Raw genomic sequence first — 24,372 nt, forward strand, 5'->3', positions numbered from 1 at the left:
GCGCGACAGCCGGGCATCCACGCTGACCACAGCGAGAAAATCGACCCGCAGCCGAACTTCTCAGCCGACCAACTCAAGGTCGAGAAAGATCGAGGTTAGGCGACGGCATCGTGCTGGCCGCCGCCCGCTGTGCGCGTGTGGGCATCGACGACAAGCGCTACCTGGAGCCGATCCCAGAGGACGAGCTACACCTCACGAAAAACGTCCGGGTGATCGATGAAGGCGGACAGACCCTGTCGGCCTTCTACGCCGGTGACGGCATCGAGCAACTCATGACAGACGCCCAGGGCACCATCTGGATCAGCTACTTCGACGAGTCGAACTACTGGTTCCCCAACCCGGACGGCACCCGCTCCAGCGGCTTCGCGATCGGCCTGGCCCGCTGGAGCAGCGACGGCGGCCAACCCTGGATGGCGCCGCCCCACACTCCAGGCATCTTCTGGTGCGACTGCTACGCCTTGAACGTCGGAAGCAACGTGGTACACGCCTGCCCCTACCCCGACTTCCCACTGATCGAGATCGATCGTCACAGTGTCCGCAGCAACACCCTGAACCCCATCACCCGCTGCCATGGCCTGGCCATCTCAGGCGGTGAGATCGCCTTCCTCGACCAACACCGAACGGACGACGGGTTCCGCTGGGAGATCCGCAAAGGCCACCGACAGGACGGAGCCGTCACCGAGTCACACCGGCTGAACCTGCTACTGCCACACGACCGACCCCCGACCGGCTGGGCACGAGGGAAGATCGGCAGAGACGGAACACTGTGGCTACATGAGGACGGAGACCCACGCCATTGGTACCGCTATGAAATGCACTCCTGACTCCAATCCAGGCTAGCCGATAATACAGGAAGCCCCTGACGGCATAACGCCTGTTCAGGGGCTTCCTGTTGCAGAGCCGACGAGGGGAATCGAACCCCTGACCTTCTGTTTACAAGGGACTTCGACGTTGTCCACGGGCGTCCACCGCTGTCACGAGCGCCTGCTCAGCGGCTCCCTCAGCTTGATCGATTTCCGAGGACGTACACCCGTGTCCAGGGACGTTGTTAGCAGCGCTGTTAGCAAGATCCGATAGAACCTACGAACGTGACCACGTTCCCCGGTATCACTGAGCTAGTCACTCTGCGCGTTGCACAGCAGGCACGAATCCTCCTCGCGCCTTCCCTCGGCCGGCCAAAGCGACCCAGTCGCGCGCCTGATCGTGAGAGTCCACAACCAGGACGACGGCAGCACCAGCACGGTCCACAGCGCTCAGCCATACAAACCGCTCTTCGGCCTCATCCGGACCGGCCATCCCGTCGATGAAGATGCCGCATCGCCAGGACCGTCCACAACGGAGGCAGTGAAACCTGCGAGAAGCTGCCAGCCAACGCACACTGACGGCTTGCCCGCGTGGAGCTCGAATACGGGAAGCTGCTCGATGGCGTGGGCCGAGACGAGGGCGAGCGTCGATATCAAGCCGTTGAGGTAAGCGACGCTCTCACGGGCGATTCGAGATGGCACCCGGCGAGTATGCCACTCCCCAAGCACTTGATTACAAGGGAACGGCAGGCCACCGATCAACTCATGTCAGGCCTGGTCGGGCGGCAGATAGCGGCTGTCCTCGTGTGATCGCGTACGGCCCGGTTGCTGTATGCGGTGCTGTACAGCGCAACTCGCCGCCTGGTCATCACCTCCCACACTCACCAAGCCGCAGGAGCGGGGTTAAGACTCGGCGAAGTCGGCCCGAGTGGTGGCTTGGCCTTGACGTCTGAGTCGAAAGCCGCACGCTCGATCGGCAGGAGAGCCCGTCACCCGGGCCATGCCACCCGGCACGGACGCGTGCATCCAAACAATCGGACACCATCTTGGGGAACCCCGTCCGACAGCCACCGTAGCTATCCGATGGCAAGCCGACCCGGAGCGCAGGGCCGCCGAGGCCCGAGCACCGGAAGCGGCGCGGCAGCCAGTCTTTCCGTTTTCAGGCAAGCTGGATACGCATTCGTGCCCCCTCAAGCACCTCCGACGACCTGCATAGAATCGTCCAATGCCATCAATCAATGCCGGTGCTCAACGTTGCCGGTTGTCACGCAATTGGTTACTCAGGCTGAAATATCTGGAGCTCCCATCTGCGCGAACGTTCACCGCGAGCCCTTGGAGCCTGCAACGATCGTCAACTATGACGACGATAGGCAAGGCATGCCACCATGTCCATCGTTGGCCGCAAAGAGCCACACGAAGGTGACTCATTCTCCAGCCTCAACGACCCATATATTCGTGTCTAATTCCAAGGCAGGTTTGAGATTTGCATCGATGTGACGTAGATCACATACGAGGCCATACCGCCTGATGATCCACAAGATGTGCGCGCATTGATAACAGAGGGCGATAATTCGGTTACTCTATTGCGCTTGTCGGCTTCGACAAGGCGTGTCAAGGTCTCTAATCGTGCACAGAAAATCATGTCTGCACATGTTCAGAGAGAAAGGTCATGCATGCGGGCGTTACTTGGCGGAATCCTCACTCTTACCCTCGGACTCGCGGTCTCTGCGGTATCGGCGTCTCCCAGTGTCGCGGAGGCAGCTTCGGAGCCGCAGCGGGCATCCATCGACTCGACTCAGCTGAAGTCAGCCACACAGACTGCCGCACAGGCCCTGCGTAGTAGATCCGCTAACCCCCAAGTCGCCGACGTGGCGCAGAAGTATCTGGACAAGCAGGCCCGCTCGGGCAGGCTACTAGATGCGTCCGATGTCAAGGTCGCCTCCGTTGCAGACCCGTTCGGCAACGGCCAGATCCGCGTGGCGTGGGACGGCTCGCGGCAGCCGGAGCGCATCGACGTGGCGGTCAGCAAGGACGCTAATGCCAACGACGGAATGAAGGCCATCGGGGTGATGATGGCCGAAGCGCCCGACGCAGCCACCTCTAGCCAGCAGGGTGGTGCTGGTTTCGACGGCGCATTCAACGTCAAGGACATGTTCCAGATGGGTCACGAGTGCGTTGAGCTGTGGTGGGATCCGGAGTACTGGACCGGCGAGGAACCGCAGGACCACAACGCCACTAGCTGTTACGAGAAGTACCAGGACCCCACCACGAGGAAGTGGATCTACAACCGGTGGGCAGTGTTCCAGCAGGCTGAAGGGCCAACGAACAACCCTAGGACCGTCGACTTCACCCTCCGGTCTCGCCCCTGGAAGGGGTACGAGGATCGAGTGGAGAGCCTGTACAAATGGACACCCGCTGGCGGGCAGAAAACGTGCGAAGAAACGATGAACGTATCACTTTCGTTCCCGGACTTCGCCGGAGTTGAGATTCCGATCCACCAGTGCACTTCCACGTCAGTGCTCCCTGACGCGACAACGAAGGCTATGGGGATCGACTTCAATGGCGAGGAGACCGGCCAACTGGCTCTCGACTTCGGCGCAGCAATCTACGCCAAGTCAGCCGACGAAGACTTGAACCCCATCTACGCCGACTATCTCTGGGCGCAGGTCGACTGGGGGATCTCCAACAAGAAGACACTGCTGTGGAACGAGGACGGCTGGTAAGTCGTTGAAGAGCTTCTTCCACCAACACAGGGCGCTTCGCACCATGCGGAGCGCCCTGCTCCTGCTCCTACTTTGCATCAGCGGATGCTCCGTGACCAACTCGCCAGCCAATCCCTCGCCCGCCCGGTCAGTCGCACCGTCTGGTAATCCTTGTGCTGAAGGTGGAACTCGGGAAGCCTGCGCGAGCGTCCACATAGACGGCGAGCCTTACAGATACTCGCTGCTGCGCTCGTCTCGCCCCACGAAAAACACCATCATCGTGGATGTCGGCGGCCCAGGCGTAGCCGTCCTGAGTGGCCAGGTCCGCCTGCCCCAGCTTGCGCGAACCGTAAACGATCTCGGCCTCGCTTACAATCTGCTCTTCCTGGAAGAACCGTGGGTGCTCAAAGCCTCGCCGAGTAACTGCTCACGGGCTCTCAGCGAGCTCGTTCGAAGGATCCGTACTCGCGACGAAAGCTCACCGACGAACGACTCGACCGATGTTGCCACCAAATGCTTTCCCGAGGATTCACGGCGAAGCTGGGGCTTTACCAGCGACAGCTACAACAAGGTCCTGCAGCAGGTAGCCGCACAGGAGTCGCTGCGATACTCCGGATTCATCGGCCACTCGTTCGGTGCCGTCAGACTGGGCTATCTGCGTCACATCAGCCTAGACTGGTCCATCCTGACCCGCCCTTTCCCCGTCGGAGTAGACGGTCGGCAAATCGTAAACGCACGCGCACGCGCCATCGAAGGCATGCAAAGAAGGGTGACCGGCCACCAGGGCATGCCGCGAGCGCTCATCCTTGCGGAGGCCGAGCGGCGTTTCGACTACTTGTCGGCGTTGGTCGAAGTGGGATATACGCAAACACCCGCGTTTACCAGGCGCCTCGCCAGATTGGACTCGGATGCGCAAGCGGCCCAGCGGTTGGCACAGCAGTATTGGGGGATCTACGGGGCGGGCGCTGTGTCGCCCGCATATCTCGCCTACCTCGAAGAGGTTTGCTCCGCGGGGAAAGGGTGGCCGTACAGTTACGGGAGGTACAACTCTGTCACCAGTGTGCTTGAGGCGAAGCATGCCTCTTGTTTCCTGCTGAAGCGCAAGCCCGCCGAGCTCATCTACGGCAATGAGCCGCGCTGCATCGTGACCAGTTCGAGCGACACAGTGACTCCGGCGTCACTCGTTGCGAAATCCGTTTTATCACGTGGACGCGCTATTTGGGTATCGTCGAGGGAGCGTGCCCATGCGTCGTTCGACCAGCTTGACGTCTGCTTGAAGCGACTGGCCGGCGAAAAGCCCGCCCAATAGGACAACAACCCGCGAGTCCTGGAGGAAGGAACATATGAAGATACCGATAAGCCGTCGTAACTTCTTGGCCGTTGGCGCCGCTACAGTCGGAGGCATTCTCGCTGGCGGTGCCGTCCTTCTTAATCAGAGCGAGGAGCCCTCCGAGGGCGACAAGCTGTACGTGACTCCCACTTCGCTCCCGAAAGCGCCTATCGCCCCTCGGACCGGCCATTCTGTCACCTGGACAGGTAGCGAGTTGGCTGTGTGGGGCGGGTGGAACGGCGACAAGGCGCGGCCCCAGTATTTTACCGACGGTGCCCTGTACAGCCCGACCACGCGTTTGTGGCGAATGATGCCCAAGGTGTCGCTGTCCCCCCGCAGCGAGCACCTGGCTGTGTGGAGCGGTTCGGAGTTGCTCATCTGGGGCGGTGATGCGTCGGGACTGTTGCGTGATGGTGCCGCGTACAGCCCTCAGAAGAATGTGTGGCGCGCCCTCCCAGATGCTCCATTGGAGCTGTCTGCGGCCGAGCCACGCGTTTACAGTCGTAGCATCATCTTCGCCCCTGCTCGATACAGAATCCCTCTTGGCAAACCCGCTGTGCCGCTATTGGTTTTCGACCAGGAGAACAAGCGGTGGCGCGTCATAAAGGGCAGCGGGGTGCACGTCATCGACATGGCGGCTGACAGCGCAGGGGTTGTTGCGCTCACCTTCGACCCGTCCAGAAATGTTCTGATGACGCAACGACTGGACCGCGACCTGGCCCGCCTTGAACGGGCGACGAAGCTGCCACTGGACTCAAGCGTGGATTCTGCGGGGCTGCTGTGGAGTGGGACTGGGCTGGTAGGGGTCTTCAGCGAAGGCAGCCAAAGCCGAATAGTCGAGTTGGGAGACGGCACCCGATGGCGCGAGATGGGCCGGTTTTCTTCCCGCGTCTTCCGATCGAAAGCTGAACTGCACGGGGATAGGCAACCGAACCGTATGTGGATGGCGAGTGGCCACATTTGGTCGGCATCGTCGCACGGTGTCGCAGTCTACGACCCCCGCGCAGCCCGATTGCGGTCAGCGTCAAGGACGGTCGCGTTCGCGGGTGGATGCCCTTCCGAGATGACGCCAGTGATTGCCGGAAACCAGTTGCTGATGTGGGGGGGACGCGGTTGCGACGGTTTCGTTGGCAAGGATGATGCGATGGGCATGGCTGTGGAACTACCGACGCGCTGATCACCTCAGGGCCGCAGATCTCCGGCTGGAGCCATGATCAGATCTAGCACTCACAAGCTGCGACCTGCACGTTGGCCGATCTACCGTGTACGCCGTGATGAGCTCGACCAACTCCGAGTCAGTACGGCGCTCAGGCGCGTGGGCGGTGCGGGCCGCGACCGGCCGGAGAGCCGCAGCGCGGCCTGCGACCGCCCGACGCGTGCCGAGCCGCCGCAGGCGGATCGGCCTTGAAACCGTAGAGAAAGTTCTCATCCGCGAGAGTGTGAGCCTGAATGATCTTGGTGTGTTCAGGTGGAAGTCTCCGCGGTAGATGTCCGTTTGCATCCCCGACCGGGGATAAGACGGGTGGCATGCTTGCAAGCGAACTATCTGCCCGGTGATGCCCTGATCAGAGTTGGCGGGATAAAGGGATACCCAATGCTCGGCGTGTTGTTGGCGCGGTTGTCCGATCATCGAGGGCTGAGCCCTGGTGACCTGTCCCGTCTGGCGGAGGTCACCGAAGCCGAGGTGCAGGAGGTGCGTGACGGCGCGGAGCCTAGTTCCTCGCTGCTCCTGCGGCTTGCTCCGGCGCTTGGCTGGCACGATGTGGACCTTTTCGCGTTTGCCGGGATACCTGTGCCTGACGAACTCACTCCCTTGGACGCCCGTGCCGGGAGTTGGGTTGCGTCTCTGATCAACCAGGCCAGGTGCCTGCCATCGGAACACGTTGACGAGTTACGGCAACGCGCCCGGTCACTTCCACAGCGTCCCCGCACGCGCCCGTTTCCGCCGCCGCATCCGTGGGAGCAGAACGAGCCGAGCTTCGGTGCGGCGCTGGTCCGGATGCTCGCGTATCGGAACCTTGGCTGGACGAGTGCGGCCAAGTGCCTACTCTGCCTCACCGGTCTGGGATTGGCCGGCGCCACAATCGGCGGTATCGGCCGCGGCGTCAAGGAACTGAGCCCTGATCTGCTTGCCAGATTCGCAACCGTGTTGGGCATTCCGGTCGGCGACCTGGCCGCCGTGACCGGCATCGCTCCTCCCGAGAACCCCCCACCGGCACACCCAGCGGCGGCCGATCTGGCGGGGTTGATCTGGGACGTCCGACGGCTGACCTCCGAACAGGTGCGGCATCTCCGCGACGAGACCGAAGCTCTTCAGAGCGACTAACTGGATCTGCCAACCCAACACGACCGGTGACGGTGTTGGGCCCCGGACCCTCATCACATTCCATGAGGATGAGTCGCTCGCACACGTGGCTACCGTACGCACCCTTCGAGTAGGGCATGCCACGTGGCATGCCCCTCTCGCGTGCTCATGCGGTGGGTCTCGAAGGCCTTTCCGGAGTCTGGGTCGGTACGCCTAAGGAACGATTGGCCACCGGTGGCGCACAGTTCGTAAATGTCGCCATCGCAGTGGCAGGTCCAGAGGAGTGTCCTGCGTCGTGACTCCTTGCGAGCGGTGAGCCATACGAGCCGTGTGCAGTTCGGTTGCGGCTCGGGCAGGTGGGGAGACAGGCAGTCGTTCATGCGGCTTGGCCGGCGGGGGCGAGCGGGATGAGGACCCAGACGGTGCGGCCGGCTTCGTCGCCGTGCACGCCCCAGCGCGTGGCCAGGGTCTCTACCAGGCACAGGCCGCGTCCGCTCTGGTCGTCGTTTTCGGCTTGGCATAGGTGTGGGGTGGTGGGGCCACCTTCATCGAGGACGGCGAGGATCAGCAGGGTGCTGCCTGCATGGAGGGTGACGCCGAATCGGCCGCCCGGGAGTCCGCTTCGAGTGTGGCGGATTGCGTTGGTGGCCAGTTCGGACACGACCAGTTGGGCGGTGTCGGTCTCGGGGCGGTCGCCCAGGTACCTCATGACGAACTGGCGTGCCTCGCGGACCTGGGGTCTGGTGCCGGGGAAGTTGCGACACCACCGGTGGATCTCTTTGAGGCTGTTCAGCGTTGGGGACATCGCGGTTTCCTCGCGTTCGTGCAGGTCAAAGCACTGCCAATCGCTATCGGTACTGAAAGTACTAGTGCTATACTTCAAGTACAAGCGACTTGATGTACTTGCGCCGCACAATAAGTACTGGTCGAGTAAAAGACATCGAGATCCCAGACCGTGACGGCGAGCCAGGAGGGCGTACATGTTCGGACTAATGGTTCGATTCACCTGCAAGGACGAGGCGAGTGCTACTGCGTTCGACGCACTCGTCGGTGAGACAATCGAGGCGATCCGCCAGCACGAGCCGGGAACGATCGTGTACGCCTCGCACCAGGTGGACGGCCAGCCGCTCCAGCGGATCTTCTACGAGCTGTACCGAGACCGCGACGCCTTCGACGCCCACGAGCAGACCGAGCACACCAGGCGCTTCCTGGCGGCTCGCGAAGAGCTGTTGGCCTCGGTCGAGGTCGACTGGCTGAGACTGCAGAGCGGGAAGGGCACGACGTCGTGAGCATGGAGTATCAGCGGGCGCTCGGACGGCGTATCGCCCAGGAGCGCAAGCGGCGTGGCCTGTCGCAGGCCGAGCTGGCCCGGCTGGTGGATCGGTCGGTGGCGTGGATCTCGCAAGTGGAGCGGGGCGTGCGCAAGGTCGATCGCATGTCCGTGCTGGAGAAGGTCGCCGAGACGCTGGATGTGCCGCTGTCGGAGTTGGCCGCCGAAGCGCCCGTGGTCGCCGCCACCAATGAGGAGATGCCGGGGACTGCCGGGTTGCGGCTGGTACTGTCCGGCGCCCATTCGCTGCAGGCCATGTTGCACGCCACGCCGGTGCCTGCCACCGATCAGCTCAAGCCGCGGGTGGATCACGCGTGGGAGCTGGCGCATGAGAGCCGCTACGTCGAGCTGACGGAGCTGTTGCGCGGGCTCGTACCGACCCTGGAGAGTGCGGTGCGGTCCGCGCCTGCAGAGCGGCAGGCCGAGTTGTTCGAACTGCTGGCGGTGACGTATCAGGCGTGTTCGGCGTCGCTGGCCAAGCTGGGTGAGCCGGAGGCGGCGTGGATCGCGGCGGATCGGGCTATCGGCGCGGCGGAGCGGGCGGGCAATCCGTTGATGATGGCGGCCGGGGCGTTCCGGCTGGGCTTCGTGTTCCTGGGGGCGCGTCACTTCGATCAGGTGGAGGAGACGGCGCGCACGGCCGCTGAGGCGCTGTGGTTCCTGACCGATCAGGGCAATGTGGAGGCGATGTCACTGTGGGGTGGGCTCACCTTGCAGCGGGCGGTGGCGGCCTCGCGACTGAATCAGGCCGACGTGGCGTACGGGCACCTGTCGCGTGCCCGTGAGATGGCGGCGCGGGTCGGCGAGGGGCGCAACGACTACAACACCGAGTTCGGGCCGGCGAACGTGGCGCTGCATGAGGTGGCCGTGGCGGTGGAGGTCGGCGACGCCGGACATGCGCTGCGCGTTGGTGCCGCGGTGGACGCCTCAACACTGTCGGCGGAACGGCGGGCGCGGCTGGCGGTGGATCTCGCGCGGGCGCATGCGCAGCGTCGTCAGGTGGATGAAGCGATGGCGCAGTTGCTGGAGGCCGAGAGCATCACGCCTGAGCAGGTTCGTAACCATCGGGTCGTACGGCAGCTCGTGTCCGACCTGTTGTCGATGCAGGATCCGACGTCGTCCGAGCTGCGGGAACTGGCCGATCGAGTGGGGGCGTAGAAAAAGTACGTGAACACGTACTCTAAGTACTAGCGATTACTCTCAGTATCAGGTAGCGTTCGTGTTGTAGCTGGAACTCTCCGTAGTCGGAGGGTGGCAGCCCAGCACGAACGCTCTTCGCGTTTCAGGGGTGGATCAAGGAGGTCCGCTCACGGAAGGCGGAGAGAAGGCCACACATGAAAGTGGCCTGAGCGGGAGACCCGCCCAGGCCGGATGCGTTAGCACCCTAGTTGGCGCTTCGATGCTATCGCCTCCGAGCTGACGGCACGGCCTCCCTCGTCCTGAAACGCCTGATCAACAGGCCGACGAGAGGTCAACTCACCATGCGTACCGTCCCCATCCCCGTGGACGTCAGCAAGCTCAGCATCACCTGCGTGAAGGCCCCACGCCCTCGCGTGCTCAACAGGGACACCGGCGAGATCAAGACCGACAAGAACGGCAACACCGTCTACGAGGTCACCGTGTCGGTCGAAGACGAGTTCGGCCGGATCGAACTTGTCAAGATCGGCATCACCGGTGAGCCGCCCATCAAGGCCGGCGACGCCGTCAACGCGGTCGGCCTGCTCGGCTACGTCTGGGAGATCGCCGGGCGCTGGGGCATCTCCTACTGGGCCACCGCCCTGCTCCCGCAGCAGGAGGCCGCCAGTGTCTGACCAGCTCCTCACGATGCTCGGAGTCCTGGCCGCCATCGCGGCCGGGCTCTGGGCCTGGCGCCGCTGGCACTACCGCTCCTTCTGGCTCGTCATCGGCTTCCCGATCACGGCCATCAGCATCCGGGCGTCCTGGCGCAAGGTCGCCCTCGGCTGCAACCTGACCAAGAAGCGGCAGCGCTTCTGGTTCACCACCGTCCCCGGGCTGATCGCATCCACCGGCGTCGTCCGCGTCCGGCGCAAGTGGCAACGCATCGCCGTGGACACCAAGCCGTTCATGTGGCTACCGCTCCCGATCCGCTACGGCTGGCGCGTCACCCTGCACACCCTGGACGGGCAGATCCCGGCCGACTACGCCGACGTCGCCGAACGCCTCGCGCACTCCTGGGGCGTGCATGCCGTGCGTGTCACCTCCGACAAGCCCGGCCGGGTACGGCTGGCCGCCACCGTCCGTGACCCGCTGGTCAGGGTGGATGAGCTGCCGCCGTCCACCGAACTGCTCAAGGTCACCGTGGGCCGGCTGGAGACCGGCACGCCGTGGGTCATCGACTTCCGTACCGTGCCGCACTGGCTCAACGCAGGAGCCACCCAGTCCGGCAAGTCCAACCTCGCCAACGCGCTCATCGTCGGCCTGGCCCCGCAACCAGTCGCCCTGGTCGGCTTCGACCTCAAGGGCGGCGTGGAGTTCACCCCGTACGCGCCGCGGCTGTCCGCGCTGGCCACCACGCGAGCGGAGTGCGGTGGGCTGCTGGATGACCTGGTGGCGCTCATGACGGACCGGATGGGCGTGTGCCGGATGGCCTCGGCCCGCAACATCTGGCAGCTCCCGCCCGGCATGCGTCCGGTGCCCGTCGTGGTCCTGGTCGACGAGTTGGCCGAGCTGTATCTGATGGCCGACAAGTCGGAGAAGGACGAGATCGCCAAGACCTCGACCGCACTGCTCCGGGTCGCCCCGCTCGGGCGCGCGTTCGGCATCTACCTGTTCTGCTGCGGCCAGCGCATCGGCTCCGACCTCGGACCCGGCGTCACCGCACTCCGCGCCCAGTGCTCGGGACGGATCTGCCACCGGGTCAACGATCCCGAGACCGCCACCATGACCCTCGGCGACCTCGACCCCGCCGCCCTCGACTCTGCCCGCGCCATCGCCGCCGAGACCCCCGGCGTCGCCATCGTCCCCCCACAAGACGGCCAGTGGTACCGCGCCCGCTCCTTCTACGTCAGCGAACAAGCGGCCGAACACGCCGCCCGCACCTACTCCGGCCAGGCAGCGACCTGGGCCGACGTGATGGCCGCTAAACCCACGGAGACGCCCGACCAGCAGACGGCCTGAACCGACACCGGAAGGGAGCCGAGATGCGCCACATCGCCGCCTGGCTGCTCAACACCGGTCCTGTCCTCGTCCTGGCCCTCATCGCAGGAGCAGGCTCCTTCACCCACATTCGCGACACCGCCAGCCAACACGGTCAGACCGGCTGGATGTCCTGGGCCATCGCCGTCTGCATCGACCTGACCTGCGTCATGGCCGCCCGCGAACGCCAACGCGACAAGAAGACCGGCCGTCAACGGCGCGGCCTGATCTCCTGGCCCGTCCTGGTCCTGACTGGAGGCATCATCCTGTCCCTGGCCGCCAACCTCGCCCAAGCCACACCGACCGCCTGGGGCTGGATCACCGCCGCCACCCCGGCCGGCGCCTTCCTCGTCGCCGTCTCCATGCTCGAACGCCGCGCCACCGCCACCCGTACCGACGCACTGCAGGACGTCCCGCAGACGTCCTCACCAACCGCGCAGACGTCCCGAGCCGTCTCCGGAGAGTCCCAGCACGTCCCACACGATGACCGTCCTGCCCTGACCCCGGCCCACGAAGTCGATCGCCAGCACAACGCTCCCGCGCCCGATCCGACCCTCGTGGACTACGCCCGCCGCATCGCCGACGAGCACCACGCCAAGCACGGCAGCCAAATCACCTCAGACCTCATCCGCACCCGCCTGGGCGTGTCCGACCAACTCGCCGCCGACCTACTTCACATCCTGCAGCCCGCCCATAACCAGTGAAAGGAACGCCCTCGATGTCCACCAGCCACTCACGGCCCGCGTTCATCGCTGGACTCCGCGCCCTGGCCGACCTGCTCGAAGCTCGCCCCGAGATCCCCACGCCTTGGAGCACGACCGTGCACCACTTCGTGCCCGACGCCCAGGACGCGGAAATGCGCGCCGAACTCGACCGCCTGGCCGCCCTGCTCGGCAGCCACATCGACGGGGCGGGCGGCCACTACACGACCACGCTGTTCTTCGGCCCGATCGAATATCGCGCTGTGGCGATCCTGGCCGAGTCCCGCGCCCGCTACGCCGCCCACGACAGCTACCGCGGCTGCGTCACGCCCGACAGCCCGTACGAAGACCGATGACCATGGACGCCACGCTCGCCCACTACCGCTGCTGCACCTGCAACGGCACCGGAATCTCCGACGACCAAACCTGCGCCGACTGCGACGGCATCGGCATCGACAACCACGGCGCATAGCCGCAAGCGCCCCCTGCCTGGCCACACATCCGCCAAGATCCGCGCCAGGCCGGGGGCCATCCACACCAGAGTCACTGGATAGGACAGGACCCATCTTGCCCCACCTTGCCCACAGCCACGCCGTGGCTGGAATGATTCACCGGCTCAACCAACCCGACTACGACCGCTGGGCCAGCCAGATCAAGCGCACCGGCGGCTGCCGCCAGCCCATCCACCTGCGAGGCAAGGTCGAACACTACGACCAGGCCACCGGCCACCTCCTGCACCGCTACAGCACCACTACCGAGCCCAACGGCGTCCTGCGCGTCCCGTGCAAGACCCGCCGCGCGACGCGTTGCCCTGCCTGCGCCGAGGTCTACCGCGCCGACACCTACCAGCTCGTCCGCGCCGGCCTCGTCGGCGGCAAGGGCGTGCCCGACACGGTCAGCTCGCACCCGTGCCTGTTCGTCACGCTCACCGCGCCCTCCTTCGGAGCCGTTCATGTCCGGCGGGAGAAGAACGGCAAGGTCCTGCCCTGCCACGCCCGCCGCGACGCCCAGACCTGTCCACACGGACAGGCCATGTCCTGCACCGAGCGACACAGCGCCGACGACCCGCGGCTCGGCGAACCGCTGTGCCCGGACTGCTACGACCACGAGGGCTCGGTACTGTTCAACGCCATCAGCCCGGAGCTCTGGCGCCGCTTCACGCTCGCTCTGCGCCGCCGCTTTGCCAAGCTCAACGGCCTGACCGTCAAGGCCCTGGGCGAACACGTCAGCATTGCCTTCGCCAAGGTCGCCGAATACCAGCGACGCGGCGTCGTCCACTTCCACGCCGTCATCCGCCTCGACGGACCCGACGGCCCACACTCACCGCCACCGGCCTGGGCGACAACCGACGCTCTCGAACAAGCCGTCCAACACGCGGCGGCGGTAGTAACTGCGGAGGTCAAGCCACTCAACCGCACCTTCCGGTGGGGCACTCAGCTCGACGTCCGCCGCATCACCATGGACGGCGACCTCACCGAACAGGCCGTCGCCGCCTACATCGCCAAGTACGCCACCAAGGCCGCCGAATGCGTCGGCACCCTGGACCGGCGCATCCAGCCGCTCGACAACCTCGAAGCCCTACCGGTCCGCGACCACGCCCGCCGCCTCATTGCCGCCTGCATGCGGCTGGGCAGCCACCCCGACCTGGCCGAACTCAGGCTCACTCACTGGGCACACATGCTCGGCTTCCGCGGCCACTTCTCCACCAAAAGCCGCCACTACTCCACAACCCTTGGCGCTCTGCGCGCGGCCCGTGAAGAGCACATGCGCGCCGAAGAGATCAACACCGGACGGCTCCCGCTCTTCGAGGAGGACACCGTCCTGGTCATCGCTCACTGGCAGTACGCCGGACAAGGCCAATCGGCCGGTGACGCGCTCCTCGCCGCAGCCATTACCGGCACCACTTCGGGAGGCCATCTTTGACCCGACTCCTTCTCACCGTCCCCGAAGCCGCCGAAGCCCTGGCCATCTCGCGCAGCAAGCTCTACCAGTTGCTCGCCACAGGCGCAGTGACCTCACTGCGCATCGACGGCTCTCGCCGCATCGCCGTCACGGCGCTCAACGACTACATCGCCCGCATGACCTCGAAGGAGGACGCAGCATGACCAAGACCCTCACGGCAGCCCCAGGCGACGAGCCGCGCAAGAGGAAGACCCCGAAGCTCCGTGACGGCGTGATGAAACGCGGCACCACCTGGTCCTACGTGATCCGCGTCAAGGACCCGGAGACCGGTGAGAGCAAGCCCCGCTGGGTGAGCGGCTTCGCCACCGAGGACGATGCCAAAGCGGCCCGCGACGAGGCCAGAGTGAGAGCTCGGCGCGGCGAGTACATCGATCGGAACACGATCACGGTCGCCGAATACCTCGCCGAGTGGATCGAGTGCCACGCCGTCGAGATCAAGCCGCACACTCTCAAGGGCTACCGCGACATGATCCGCCTCTACATCGGACCTCGGATCGGGAACGTCCGCCTACAAGCACTACGCCCGGCGGCGATCACGAAGTTCTATCGCGACCTGCTGACAAGCGGTGGCAGGAAGGGCGGCCCGCTCGCAGCGAACACCGTCAAGCACGTCCACACGGTGCTCCGCAAGGCACTCACGGACGCCGTGCTCGTGGACGAGCTGCTTCCCAACAATCCCGCCGAACGCGCCAAGCTCCCACGCACCCAGCCAACCGAGCCAGGCATGATCTGGACACCCGCCCAGCTCCGGGCCTTCCTCGCCACAGCTCAGGAGCACCGCCTGTACGCCTTCTTCCACCTGGCCGCCTACACGGGCGCCCGTCGCGGCGAACTGCTCAACCTCCGCTGGACGGATGTGGACCTGGACAAGCCCCAGATCCACATCACCGGCACAGCCGCGGTGATCGACCGCCAACGAGTCGAGGGCACCACCAAGAGCGGACGCTCCCGCGTCGTGTCCTTCGACCCCAGCACGGTCAGGATCCTCAAGGCCCACCGCGCCCGTCAGGACGAGGAACGCCTTCGACTCGGCGAGTCCTGGAAAGGCGGAGGCGCGTACGTCTTCACTACCGGCTGGGGAGACCCGCTCTTCCCGGACACGCCCAGCTCACTGATGCCCAAGCTCGTCGAGACCCACAACAAGCGGAATCCGCGAGCCCAACTCCCCCACGCCCGCCTGCACGACCTCCGCCACATCCACGCCACGACGCTGCTCCTGGCCGGCGTTCCCGTCCATGTCGTCTCGGCCCGGCTCGGCCACGCCGATCCGGCGATCACCCTCCGGGTCTACGCCCATGTCATCCATGAACAGGCCGCAACAGCGGCAGACATCTTCGCAGCAGCTCTTGGGACGGAAAGGGGTTGAGCGCCCGCAACTGTCGGAGCCGTGCTTTATCGTGATCGCCCATGGCAATCATGACGCCAAGCGAGCAGAGACGCTTACTGCAAAAGTGCGACTGCGTGAACTGCTTCTACTGTGACGTCCGACTCGGACGGCACGAACACGATCACTATCCGATCCCAAAGGCAGCAGGGGGCACGCAGACGGTACCTACGTGTTCTGACTGTCATGATCTCAAAGATCGCATCCCGTCGTACAAATGGGACGCAACGACTACCCTCTACGCCTTCATGGAACTGCTAGAGGGCTACGACTCGCATAGCTTCCTGGAAGCACCTGCAGAACTGAAACGAACTATCCTTCAGGAAGATCCTTTCTTCGCAGAGGAGAACATCCGACAGCGCTGGCCATCCCTCTCACCCATGACTCGACTGCTCTACACGAAGTTGCTCGCGAATGTTCTCTGCGAGTGAGCACCGGGCTTAGATGTCCCAGCAGCAGTTAGCAAGCCCGTTAGCAAGATCTCGATATTGTCCTGACAAACCAAGAAGCCCCTGACGGCGAATCGCCTGTTCAGGGGCTTCCTGTTGCAGAGCCGACGAGGGGAATCGAACCCCTGACCTTCTGTTTACAAGACAGATGCTCTGCCGATTGAGCTACGTCGGCGCGGCCTACCAGTGTAGACGCTAGAGGCGCCTGTGACGAGCGACTTCGTACAGCGCCACTCCGGCCGCCACTCCCGCGTTGAGCGACTCCGCGGCCGCCTGCATCGGGATCCGGGTCACCACGTCGCACTGCTCCCGGACCAGCCGCGAAAGTCCCTTGCCCTCCGAGCCCACGACCACCACCAGCGGCTCGGCGAGCAGGTCGACGTCACCGATGTCGGTCTCGCCAGCACCGTCGAGGCCGATGACGAACAGGCCCGCTTCGCGGTACTCCCGCAGCGCCGCCGTCAAGTTGGCCGCGCGGGCCACGCGCATGGTGGCGAGGGTGCCCGCGGAGGTCTTCCAGGCCCCGCCCGTGACCCCGGCCGAGCGGCGGGAGGGGATGAGGAGGCCGTGGGCGCCGAAGGCGGTGGCCGAGCGGGCGATGGCGCCGAGGTTGCGCGGGTCGGTGACCGAGTCGAGGGCCACGATCAACGGGACCTCGGCGGCGTCCTGCGCGAGCTCGACGAGGTCGGACGGGTGCGCGTAGTCGTACGCCGGGATCTGGAGCGCGATGCCCTGGTGAACGACGCCCTCCGACAGGCGGTCGAGCTTGTCGCGGGAGACTTCGAGCAGGGCGATGCCGCGCTCGGCCGCGATCCTGATGGAGTCGCGTACGCGATCGTCGTTGTCGATGCGCTGAGCAACGTAGAGGGCGCTGGATGGGACACCCGCCTGCAGGGCCTCGAGTACGGGGTTGCGGCCGCCGATGTACTCGGGCGCGTCCTCGGAGCGCCGCTGCCGCGCCGGAGCGGGACGTCGGGCGCCGCCGCGATCCTCGCGGGCGATGCGCTCTGTACGGGCCTTGTCCTTGTACCAATGCCGCATTTCGGCAGGCGGGGTTGCGCCCTTGCCCTCGAGCGACCGGCGGCCCTGCCCTCCGGCGCCTTTGGACGGGCCCTTCTTCTTCGCGGGCCTGCCCGAAGCCCTACCGCCTGCTGCCATGCCAATAAGGGTACTCGGGCCGCCGGGCGCCTTATCCCACGCCGGGAATGGCGCGTTCCTCCGGGGCCGGGATGCGGAAGATTCCGTACAGAGCACCCAGTGCCGCCGGGTCGCCGGACGCCTCGGCGCGACGCTCCTTGACCGCCTCCGCGAACGTCGTACGCCCGGCCGCCATGTCCACCAGCACCTCGTCGTCGGTCTCGATGACGGCGTCGGGACGCTGCGCCGGACCGTGCTGGGTGTCGATCGTCCCGTCCTGGACCAGGGCATGGAAGACCTCGTCCCCCACCCGGAACTCGTACATCGCCCGCACGCCCCGCGCCGCCTCCGCGTCGAAGCAGGCCCTCAGCCCCAGAACCGCCCATCCGCCGTGGAACGCCTCGCCCTCCCGGCGTTCGCCCATGGCCCATTTCATGCCCCAGCGCGCCAGGGCGAGCACGGCGGGAGCGAGTTCGGCGCCGGCCTCCGTGAGCGTGTACGCGGGCGTGCGGGCGGGCGCCGGGAGTGTGACCTTCCGCACCAGTCCTTCACGTTCGAGATGCTTCAGGCGCGCGGCCAGCAGGCCCGTGCCGAGCCCGCGGAGGCTGTTCTGGAAGTCGGAGAAGCGCTTGGGGCCGGTCAGCAGCTCACGCACGATGAGCAGCGTCCAGCGCTCCCCTACGAGGTCGAGCGTCCGCGCTGTGGCGCAGAACTGGTTGTACGTCCGATCCACTTCATCAGCTTAATCTCGGGCTTCCTCTTTTCGAACCGTCGACTACGTCGACGAGTAGTTGGGTGAGTGGTTCCGGATGTTGGAGCATCACGTCGTGCGGGCCCTCGATGGCGAGGGTCCGGTAGCCGACCGACTTGGCGAACTGCTCGAACGGAAAGGTCTGGGGGCGACAGAAGATGCCTGTCCCGGGGATCCGGTCGACCGCCCCGCTGAGGCGCGTCGTGTCCGTGAATGTACGCAGCGGGTGCGGGCGCAGTCTCTCCCGGAGCCAGGCCGCGTCGGCGGGGTCGGTGATGCCGAAGAGCTCGGGCGCGGGGGCGGGGATCAGCCCGTCGTCAGCGGAGGCGCGGATGGCCTGTACGAAGGTTTCGGGGGCGAGGGTGAACATGCCGGCGCCGTTCGGGCCTGCCCAGCCGTCCACGAGTACGACATGGTGTACGCGTTCCGGCCGGAGGTCGGCCGCCTGGCGTACCACCAGGCCCGCATAGCTGTGTCCGACGAGCACCGTACGATCGTCGTCGGGTGCGGTGTCCAGGGCGGTGAGCACCTGTTCGACGTGATCGTGCAGGCCGGTGCCGGGGGTGTGGGACAGGTCCGGGGTGATCGTGCGGGCGCCGGATCGTTCCAGGAGAGGTACGACGCGGTCCCAGGCCCATGGCCCGTGCCAGGCGCCCGGCACCAGGACGAACGTGGTCATCTCTCCCCCATCCTGGGCATCACCTGCGCGGCGAACTCCTCCATGGCCGCCCGGTGATCGTCCACGGCCAGCCTGATCACCACATGCCGGGCACCTGCCTCGATGTAACCGTTCAGCCAGTTCGCGGCCTCTTCCGGGGTGCCGGCGAACATGGCCTGGATGCTCTCGACGAACTCGAGCGGCGCATTGTAGTAGCGCTCGATGCTGGTGCGGAGGCGGTGACGGGCGCGTTCGGGGTCCTCGTCCAGGCAGATGGTGGCGTACAGGGCCGGGGTGAACGGGTGGGTCGCCGAGGCCGTGGGGGATCCGTGCTCGCGTGTGCCTTCCGTGGGCGGGGCTTCGGAGGTACCGGCTGTCGACGAGGCCCTGGAGGCTGCCCACGAGACTTCGGGGGTACTGGCTGTTGATGAGGCTGCCGACGAGACTTCGGGGGTGCCGGCTGTTGATGAGGCCTGGGGTGTTCCGATCGACGTCAGCGCGTTCAGGTCCTCCGCGTAGGCCTTCTGCGTCGGCGGGTAGGGCAGCCAGCCGTCGGCCAGGCGGGCCGCTCGCCGCAGTGCCCGCTCGCCGCTGCCCGGCAGCCATATCGGCGGCCCACCGGCCTGTACGGGCTTGGGGTCGAGCGTCACATCGTGGAACGTGAAATGCCCGCCCTGGTGCGAGATCGTTTCGCCGGTCCAAAGACGTCGCATGATGTCGACCGACTCCTCCATGCGGCTGATCCGGCGCTTGAAGCCGACTCCGAGCGCCTCGAACTGGGCCTCGGTGTTCGGGTGGGCGAATCCTCCGCCCATGCCGACGATCAGCCGTCCGTCCGCGATGCCGTCGAGTGTCGCGAGTTGGTGAGCGAGGAGGAGCGGGTGGCGGAGGGCGGGGAGCAGTACGGCGGTGCCGAGCGTGACGCGGTTCGTGGTGGCGGCGACTGCGGCGAGCATCATCAGCGCGTCGGCTCTGGGGCGCGTCACCGGACTGTCGCCCGCCCACACCGAGTCGAACCCCAGTTCCTCGGCCAGCCTCGCCTGCTCGATGAGCGCGGACAGGTCTTGGTTGCCGAGCACTGTCCAGTCACGTGTCGGGAGTAAGTAGCCGATTTTCGGTCTCATGGGAACGTCTCCGAGTGGTGGATGAGGGTCGTGGTCGTCAGGTGGTGGTCATGGGGATCTGGTGGGTGGTCGAGGTGCTTGAAATCGCAGGGGATCACGGGGGGCAGGCGTCCGGACGAGGGCGGCGGAGGTCGCACTGACCCTGCTGCCATGAGGGATGGCCGCAGGGCCGGTTGTTGGGGACCGGGTGCCGGAGATGTTCGGCGGTTTGGGCGCATTGCCCCGAATCCGCGCATGCGACCGGTGGGATGTGCTGGCTTGTGCGTCTGAGGGCGTGCGTGCGGATGTCACCTCGCTTTCCGCCATGTCATGGTCGCAATATAAACCATGAGCTTCCTGATTTTGAAGTGGCAAGTTCAATTTTGGGGAGCCATGGATGAGGAGGGTTCTGACGAGCCGCTCCGCGCGGTGTCGGCACACGCGGCGCGAAGGCCATCGCACCGGCACGGCGTACCAGCGACGGCGTTTCTGGACGCCGACGCGGGAACGTCTCCTGGACGCCGACACGGGAACGTCTCCTCGTCACCGACGCGAGAGCGTCTCCTGGACGCCGACACGGGAGCGTCTCTTCGTCGCCGACACGGAAGGTCTTCTGGTCGCCGGCGCGGTTAAGGGTTGTCGCCGTAAAGAAGCTCTCTCGGAGATGCCGAGCTTCTGAGGGGAGCCGCGACCTTGATACGGACCAGGACTGCGGGGGGTGTCTAGCCTGGCCTGGGGTGCGGATGGAGGGCAGCGATGGCATCGCCGGTCGGCGGACAGGTAGCCCTTGCGGCTCAGCCCACCCCGCGAGTGGCCCAGAGTGGCCGCCTTCAGCCGCACCCTGCTCCGCAGTAGTGGCAACCGCCGGCGCCCGCCCCGATCCCCGTCTTCGTCCGCCTTGTCGAGCCCGTCGACCTGTGGGATTTGCCCCTCTTGATGCAGCCCCTTCTCTGGTCAACGGCCTCCGTCACCGCCTTGACCAACTCGGCGTCCAGGACCATCCCGCCGACACGATGGTGGGCACGGGCCGTGGCGAAATCCACCCCGCCACGGGCTGCCGGCACGAAACCGCCACATCACTGCATTGAGCTGCCGCCGCAGGTCCGGAATCGGACCTGTGGCACCCAGAGGCGGGTGAGGGTCGATCAAGGATCATTCCTCGTCGGTACGGTCTCCACGCGCCATGGCGATGGCCTACCAGGGTCGCGCCACAATGCGAGGACGAGATCCGCAACAAACACACCCGAGTGCTCAGGTCAGGCGAAGCGCTTGGCCTGGCGGCCTCGATGCTGCCCCGGTCGCGGCAGCTCAGATGTCCCGGCCGAGCTTCACGACCGCCCCGGCTCGGCGCCACTCCGGTCCCGGCAGCTCAGATGTCCTGACCGAGCTTCAAGGCCGCCTCAATTTGGCGCTGCTCCGGTTCTGGCGGCTCGGGTGTCCTGGCCGAGCTTCACGACCGCCTCAATGCGGCGCTGCTCCGGTCCTGGCGGCTCGGGGGTCCGGCCCGCCGGGGCGGACGAGGCGTGCGGCGGGTTGCTCGGCAGGATCTCGGCGTTGGGCCTGCCGTTTATCGCGGCAATGGCAGCCCGGCGCATACCGCACGAGGCCACCGTTTATCGCGGGCAGTAGCGGCCCTGTGCATACCGCACGAGACCGCCGTTTATCGCGGCGGTGGCAGCCCCGCGCATACCGCACGGAACCACCGCCTATCGCGACAGTGGCGGCCCTGTGCACACCGCACAAGGCCGCCGCTGCCACCAGAACGTCTGGGGCTAGCGGGTGAGCTCCCAGCGGGCCCCGTGCGGGGTGTCCTCCACCGTGATCCCCGCCGCCGCCAACTGGTTCCTGATCGCGTCCGCCGCGCCGTAGTCCTTGCGCTCCCTGGCCGCCTTGCGCTGTTCGAGCGCGACCGCCACCAGCGCGTCCACCACCGGCGAGAGGTCCGAGCCCGCACCCCGCCACTGCGGCGAGCGGGGGTCGAGGCCGAGGACGTCCAGCATGTTCTGGGTCTCGGCGAGCAACCGGGCCACGGCCTCCTTGTCGCCGCGCGACAGCGCCACGTTGCCCTCGCGCACCACCTCGTGCACGACCGCCAGCGCCTGCGGCGTGCCGAGGTCGTCGTCGAGGGCGTCCACGAACGCCTGCGGCAGCGGCGCGTCCGCGTCGACGTCGTGGATGACCTCGGCGGCGCGCGTGACGAAGCCCTCGATGCGCTGGTACGCGGCAGCCGCCTCCAGCAGGGCCTCCTCGGAGTAGTCGATCGAGGAGCGGTAGTGCGGGGCCGCCAGGTAGTAGCGCAGCTCCACCGGCCGGACCTTCTGCACCATCTCGGGGATCAGCAGGGAGTTTCCGAGCGACTTGCTCATCTTCTCCGCACCGATCTTGAGCATGCCGTTGTGCATCCAGTAGCGCGCGAAGCCGTCGCCCGCCGCCTGGGACTGGGCGATCTCGTTCTCGTGGTGCGGGAAGATCAGGTCGATCCCGCCGCCGTGGATGTCGAAGGTCGGGCCGAGGTACTTCGTCGCCATGGCCGAGCACTCCAGGTGCCAGCCGGGGCGGCCGGGGCCCCACGGGGTCGGCCAGGTCGGCTCGCCCGGCTTCTCCCCCTTCCACAGGGCGAAGTCGCGGGAGTCGCGCTTGCAGGACTCGTCGTCGGTGTCGGCCGCGGCCCGCATGTTGTCCAGCTTCTGGTTGGACAGCGAGCCGTAGCGATCGGCGTAGGACTGGACGTCGAAGTAGACGTCGCCGCCGGAGGCGTACGCGTGGCCGCGGGCGATCAGCCGCTCCATCAGCGTGATCATCTCGGGCACGTGGCCCGTGGCGCGCGGCTCGACGGTCGGCGGGAGGCAGCCGAGCGTGTCGTACGCCCAGGTGAAGGCCCGCTGGTTGCGCTCGGCCACGACGAACCAGGGCACGCCCTCCTCGGCCGCCACCCTGATGATCTTGTCGTCGATGTCGGTGACGTTGCGGCAGAATGCCACGTCATAGCCGGATCGTGTCAGCCAGCGCCGGAGCACGTCGAAGTTCACACCCGAGCGGATATGCCCGATGTGCGGAGGAGCCTGCACGGTCGCCCCACACAGGTAAATCGACGCCCGGCCGGCTTCGACCGGAACGAATTCACGGATGGCGCGCGTGCTGGTGTCGTAGATGTGCAGGCTCACGAAGGCAAGGCTAACGCCTCAGAGGGCTAGTCACGCCGATAAATCCCGCCGTCACGTCGACAAATCAGCCTCGCAACGTCACTCTGTCCGGCGAGATCCGTACGATTACTCGCTCGACGCCCGGTTTGTCCTCCCATGGGAGCCCTCGGTACTTGTGCGAGAGCTCCTGAATGAGCGCCCCTTCCGGGTCGGACGTGATGGTCACGCGCCCGCGCACCTCCACATACCTGTACGGATTGTCCGGATCGATGACCAGCAGGCTCGCCCGCGGGTCACGTTCGAAATTCCGCGGCTTCCTGCGCCCCCGCACCGTCGAGAACAGCACGTCGTCACCGTCCGTGCGTACCCACACGACCGTCGACTGCGGCCCGCCGTCAGGGTTGAGGCTGGTCACCGTCGCATAATTCGGGGCATCCAAGAGTTTGCGCGCATCTTCCGACAGCTCGGCCATGTATCTCCCTTGATCGGTCCTGGTCCTCATTCTTCTGTAGGCTCGAACCGCCATGGACGTGACTCCCCCCTCTATGCTGCGCCGCCTGGGCATTGCCCTGGCCGGACTCGCCGTCGCCGCCCTCGCCGGGGCCGCGTGCGCGCTCTCCTTCGACGACCTGCGCGCGCTGGCCATCACCGGCGAGGCGGGCCAGGATCTCGCCTTCCTCTATCCGGCGGCCTTCGACGCGCTCCTGGTGATCGCGCTGATCGACGTGCTGCTGCTGCGCTCCGCCCGGCTGCTGGTACGCGCGCAGGCCGCGTTCGTGCTGGTCGTGCTCATCGTGGCGGCAGCGGCGGCCAACGTCGCGACGGCGGTGCGGTTCGCGTTCGACGTGCGGGCGACGGCTGTGAGCGTGGCCCTGGCGCCCTGGGTCATGCTGGCCGTGGCCCTGTGGCTCTGGCTGCTGCTGATCAAGCACGTACAGGCACATCGGGCGGAGAGCGAGGAGACCGCGGCCGAGCAGGACATCGTCCCCTTCCATCCGGAGCCCGAGCGGCCGCCCGTCGAGATCTACTCGGAACGGCTCTCCGAGACGCCGCAGCCGGCGCCGGTCCAGGAGCCCCCCGAGCCGGTCCAGGAGGTCGCCGAGGCCCCTGCTCCGCTGGCGGCGCAGGTGGCGGAGTGGCCCGTGCAGCACGAAGAAGCACCGGAGCCCCCCACGCGCCCCGTCCGCTGGGGCGACCGGGTCAGGCCGACGGACGTCCTGGTCCACCCGCGGGTCGACGAGAAGGACGTGGACACCCAGCCGCACCCCGTGATCGAGGACGACGTACCGGATGCCGGGCACGGCCCCGAGCTGGCCGACGACCTGGAGCGCCCGCGGGAGGACGAGTTAGAGGACACCGCCCCCCACCCGGTGATCCACGACGACGACGCCCCGGCCCCCGCCGAACGCCTCCGCAGCACCCCACGTCCCCCCGAAGACTGAGCCGCAAGACGTGAGA

The 24,372-nt window shown here is 66.2% G+C and carries 22 protein-coding genes and 1 tRNA gene; 15 read left to right on the plus strand and 8 right to left on the minus strand.

Going from position 1 to position 24,372, the window contains the following annotated elements; all coding sequences use genetic code 11:
• Nucleotides 1–137: 137 nt before the first annotated feature.
• From AB0L65_RS61305 to AB0L65_RS61325, 5 genes are all read left to right on the plus strand, one after another.
• Nucleotides 138–824 (plus strand): hypothetical protein, encoded by a 687-nt coding sequence (locus AB0L65_RS61305; protein ID WP_364266761.1) that lies wholly within the window; start codon nucleotides 138–140, stop codon nucleotides 822–824.
• Between the two features lie 1,652 nt (nucleotides 825–2,476).
• A complete protein-coding gene (locus AB0L65_RS61310; protein WP_364266764.1) occupies nucleotides 2,477–3,526 on the plus strand; it encodes a hypothetical protein in 1,050 nt (349 codons plus the stop codon).
• A gap of 259 nt (nucleotides 3,527–3,785) precedes the next feature.
• Complete coding sequence (locus tag AB0L65_RS61315) at nucleotides 3,786–4,814, plus strand: hypothetical protein (RefSeq protein WP_364266767.1); 1,029 nt, start codon at nucleotides 3,786–3,788, stop codon at nucleotides 4,812–4,814.
• 34 nt (nucleotides 4,815–4,848) lie between these two features.
• Nucleotides 4,849–6,012 carry a hypothetical protein gene (locus AB0L65_RS61320; protein WP_364266770.1) on the plus strand — a complete coding sequence of 388 codons (1,164 nt, stop codon included), beginning with the start codon at nucleotides 4,849–4,851 and terminating at the stop codon, nucleotides 6,010–6,012.
• Nucleotides 6,013–6,429: 417 nt separating this feature from the next.
• Nucleotides 6,430–7,161 carry a hypothetical protein gene (locus tag AB0L65_RS61325; RefSeq protein WP_364266773.1) on the plus strand — a complete coding sequence of 244 codons (732 nt, stop codon included), beginning with the start codon at nucleotides 6,430–6,432 and terminating at the stop codon, nucleotides 7,159–7,161.
• Nucleotides 7,162–7,516: 355 nt separating this feature from the next.
• Here the strand turns inward: AB0L65_RS61325 and AB0L65_RS61330 are convergent, their stop codons facing one another.
• Nucleotides 7,517–7,945 (minus strand): ATP-binding protein, encoded by a 429-nt coding sequence (locus AB0L65_RS61330; RefSeq protein WP_364266776.1) that lies wholly within the window; start codon nucleotides 7,943–7,945, stop codon nucleotides 7,517–7,519.
• 187 nt (nucleotides 7,946–8,132) lie between these two features.
• Between AB0L65_RS61330 and AB0L65_RS61335 the strand changes: the two genes are divergently transcribed.
• The 9 genes from AB0L65_RS61335 to AB0L65_RS61375 all read left to right on the plus strand — a co-directional run bounded on the left by AB0L65_RS61335 (nucleotide 8,133) and on the right by AB0L65_RS61375 (nucleotide 15,655).
• Nucleotides 8,133–8,429 carry an antibiotic biosynthesis monooxygenase gene (locus AB0L65_RS61335; RefSeq protein ID WP_364266779.1) on the plus strand — a complete coding sequence of 99 codons (297 nt, stop codon included), beginning with the start codon at nucleotides 8,133–8,135 and terminating at the stop codon, nucleotides 8,427–8,429.
• A gap of 2 nt (nucleotides 8,430–8,431) precedes the next feature.
• Complete coding sequence (locus tag AB0L65_RS61340) at nucleotides 8,432–9,628, plus strand: helix-turn-helix transcriptional regulator (protein WP_364266837.1); 1,197 nt, start codon at nucleotides 8,432–8,434, stop codon at nucleotides 9,626–9,628.
• A gap of 323 nt (nucleotides 9,629–9,951) precedes the next feature.
• Nucleotides 9,952–10,281: a hypothetical protein gene (locus tag AB0L65_RS61345; RefSeq protein WP_364266782.1), complete on the plus strand. Its 330-nt coding sequence runs from the start codon at nucleotides 9,952–9,954 to the stop codon at nucleotides 10,279–10,281.
• Nucleotides 10,274–11,608, plus strand: coding sequence for an FtsK/SpoIIIE domain-containing protein (locus AB0L65_RS61350; protein ID WP_364266785.1), 1,335 nt, complete (start codon nucleotides 10,274–10,276; stop codon nucleotides 11,606–11,608). The genes AB0L65_RS61345 and AB0L65_RS61350 overlap by 8 nt, the downstream gene beginning before the upstream one ends.
• A 23-nt stretch (nucleotides 11,609–11,631) precedes the next feature.
• On the plus strand, nucleotides 11,632–12,330 hold the full coding sequence (locus AB0L65_RS61355; RefSeq protein ID WP_364266788.1) for a DUF2637 domain-containing protein: 699 nt from the start codon (nucleotides 11,632–11,634) through the stop codon (nucleotides 12,328–12,330).
• 14 nt (nucleotides 12,331–12,344) lie between these two features.
• Nucleotides 12,345–12,683: a hypothetical protein gene (locus AB0L65_RS61360; RefSeq protein WP_364266791.1), complete on the plus strand. Its 339-nt coding sequence runs from the start codon at nucleotides 12,345–12,347 to the stop codon at nucleotides 12,681–12,683.
• Between the two features lie 247 nt (nucleotides 12,684–12,930).
• A complete protein-coding gene (locus AB0L65_RS61365; protein WP_364266840.1) occupies nucleotides 12,931–14,250 on the plus strand; it encodes a replication initiator in 1,320 nt (439 codons plus the stop codon).
• Nucleotides 14,247–14,432 (plus strand): helix-turn-helix domain-containing protein, encoded by a 186-nt coding sequence (locus AB0L65_RS61370; protein ID WP_364266794.1) that lies wholly within the window; start codon nucleotides 14,247–14,249, stop codon nucleotides 14,430–14,432. The genes AB0L65_RS61365 and AB0L65_RS61370 overlap by 4 nt, the downstream gene beginning before the upstream one ends.
• Nucleotides 14,429–15,655 (plus strand): tyrosine-type recombinase/integrase, encoded by a 1,227-nt coding sequence (locus AB0L65_RS61375; protein WP_364266797.1) that lies wholly within the window; start codon nucleotides 14,429–14,431, stop codon nucleotides 15,653–15,655. The genes AB0L65_RS61370 and AB0L65_RS61375 overlap by 4 nt, the downstream gene beginning before the upstream one ends.
• Nucleotides 15,656–16,224: 569 nt before the next feature.
• Here AB0L65_RS61375 and AB0L65_RS61380 read toward each other — a convergent pair.
• The 7 genes from AB0L65_RS61380 to AB0L65_RS61410 form a co-directional block, all read right to left on the minus strand.
• Nucleotides 16,225–16,297 (minus strand) — tRNA-Thr (locus AB0L65_RS61380).
• A gap of 20 nt (nucleotides 16,298–16,317) precedes the next feature.
• Nucleotides 16,318–17,280 (minus strand): 23S rRNA (guanosine(2251)-2'-O)-methyltransferase RlmB, encoded by a 963-nt coding sequence (rlmB, locus tag AB0L65_RS61385; protein WP_364266800.1) that lies wholly within the window; start codon nucleotides 17,278–17,280, stop codon nucleotides 16,318–16,320.
• A gap of 31 nt (nucleotides 17,281–17,311) precedes the next feature.
• Nucleotides 17,312–17,992, minus strand: coding sequence for a winged helix-turn-helix transcriptional regulator (locus tag AB0L65_RS61390; RefSeq protein ID WP_364266803.1), 681 nt, complete (start codon nucleotides 17,990–17,992; stop codon nucleotides 17,312–17,314).
• A 4-nt stretch (nucleotides 17,993–17,996) separates the two neighbouring features.
• The gene (locus AB0L65_RS61395; RefSeq protein WP_364266806.1) at nucleotides 17,997–18,689 is read right to left on the minus strand and encodes an alpha/beta hydrolase; all 693 of its coding nucleotides are present in this window, start codon (nucleotides 18,687–18,689) and stop codon (nucleotides 17,997–17,999) included.
• Nucleotides 18,686–19,792, minus strand: coding sequence for an LLM class flavin-dependent oxidoreductase (locus AB0L65_RS61400; RefSeq protein ID WP_364266809.1), 1,107 nt, complete (start codon nucleotides 19,790–19,792; stop codon nucleotides 18,686–18,688). The genes AB0L65_RS61395 and AB0L65_RS61400 overlap by 4 nt, the downstream gene beginning before the upstream one ends.
• Before the next feature lie 1,751 nt (nucleotides 19,793–21,543).
• Nucleotides 21,544–22,935 carry a cysteine--tRNA ligase gene (cysS, locus tag AB0L65_RS61405; RefSeq protein ID WP_364266812.1) on the minus strand — a complete coding sequence of 464 codons (1,392 nt, stop codon included), beginning with the start codon at nucleotides 22,933–22,935 and terminating at the stop codon, nucleotides 21,544–21,546.
• Nucleotides 22,936–22,999: 64 nt separating this feature from the next.
• Complete coding sequence (locus tag AB0L65_RS61410) at nucleotides 23,000–23,386, minus strand: PPOX class F420-dependent oxidoreductase (protein ID WP_350733268.1); 387 nt, start codon at nucleotides 23,384–23,386, stop codon at nucleotides 23,000–23,002.
• Between the two features lie 58 nt (nucleotides 23,387–23,444).
• Here AB0L65_RS61410 and AB0L65_RS61415 point away from each other — a divergent pair, with 58 nt between their 5' ends.
• Nucleotides 23,445–24,356: a DUF2637 domain-containing protein gene (locus AB0L65_RS61415; RefSeq protein WP_364266816.1), complete on the plus strand. Its 912-nt coding sequence runs from the start codon at nucleotides 23,445–23,447 to the stop codon at nucleotides 24,354–24,356.
• Nucleotides 24,357–24,372 lie beyond the last annotated feature (16 nt).

This window comes from Nonomuraea sp. NPDC052116, assembly GCF_040680035.1.
GTDB classification, from domain to species: Bacteria; Actinomycetota; Actinomycetes; order Streptosporangiales; family Streptosporangiaceae; genus Nonomuraea; species Nonomuraea angiospora_A.

Excerpts from the sequence above, each read along its gene's own strand:
- AB0L65_RS61330 (WP_364266776.1), bottom strand. The coding sequence starts at position 7,945 with ATGTCCCCAACGCTGAACAGCCTCAAAGAGATCCACCGGTGGTGTCGC.
- AB0L65_RS61310 (WP_364266764.1), top strand. The coding sequence starts at position 2,477 with ATGCGGGCGTTACTTGGCGGAATCCTCACTCTTACCCTCGGACTCGCG.
- AB0L65_RS61410 (WP_350733268.1), bottom strand. The coding sequence starts at position 23,386 with ATGGCCGAGCTGTCGGAAGATGCGCGCAAACTCTTGGATGCCCCGAAT.
- AB0L65_RS61375 (WP_364266797.1), top strand. The coding sequence starts at position 14,429 with ATGACCAAGACCCTCACGGCAGCCCCAGGCGACGAGCCGCGCAAGAGG.
- rlmB (WP_364266800.1), bottom strand. The coding sequence starts at position 17,280 with ATGGCAGCAGGCGGTAGGGCTTCGGGCAGGCCCGCGAAGAAGAAGGGC.
- AB0L65_RS61355 (WP_364266788.1), top strand. The coding sequence starts at position 11,632 with ATGCGCCACATCGCCGCCTGGCTGCTCAACACCGGTCCTGTCCTCGTC.
- AB0L65_RS61365 (WP_364266840.1), top strand. The coding sequence starts at position 12,931 with ATGATTCACCGGCTCAACCAACCCGACTACGACCGCTGGGCCAGCCAG.
- AB0L65_RS61345 (WP_364266782.1), top strand. The coding sequence starts at position 9,952 with ATGCGTACCGTCCCCATCCCCGTGGACGTCAGCAAGCTCAGCATCACC.
- AB0L65_RS61320 (WP_364266770.1), top strand. The coding sequence starts at position 4,849 with ATGAAGATACCGATAAGCCGTCGTAACTTCTTGGCCGTTGGCGCCGCT.
- AB0L65_RS61395 (WP_364266806.1), bottom strand. The coding sequence starts at position 18,689 with ATGACCACGTTCGTCCTGGTGCCGGGCGCCTGGCACGGGCCATGGGCC.
- AB0L65_RS61335 (WP_364266779.1), top strand. The coding sequence starts at position 8,133 with ATGGTTCGATTCACCTGCAAGGACGAGGCGAGTGCTACTGCGTTCGAC.
- AB0L65_RS61340 (WP_364266837.1), top strand. The coding sequence starts at position 8,432 with ATGGAGTATCAGCGGGCGCTCGGACGGCGTATCGCCCAGGAGCGCAAG.
- AB0L65_RS61360 (WP_364266791.1), top strand. The coding sequence starts at position 12,345 with ATGTCCACCAGCCACTCACGGCCCGCGTTCATCGCTGGACTCCGCGCC.
- AB0L65_RS61325 (WP_364266773.1), top strand. The coding sequence starts at position 6,430 with ATGCTCGGCGTGTTGTTGGCGCGGTTGTCCGATCATCGAGGGCTGAGC.
- AB0L65_RS61400 (WP_364266809.1), bottom strand. The coding sequence starts at position 19,792 with ATGAGACCGAAAATCGGCTACTTACTCCCGACACGTGACTGGACAGTG.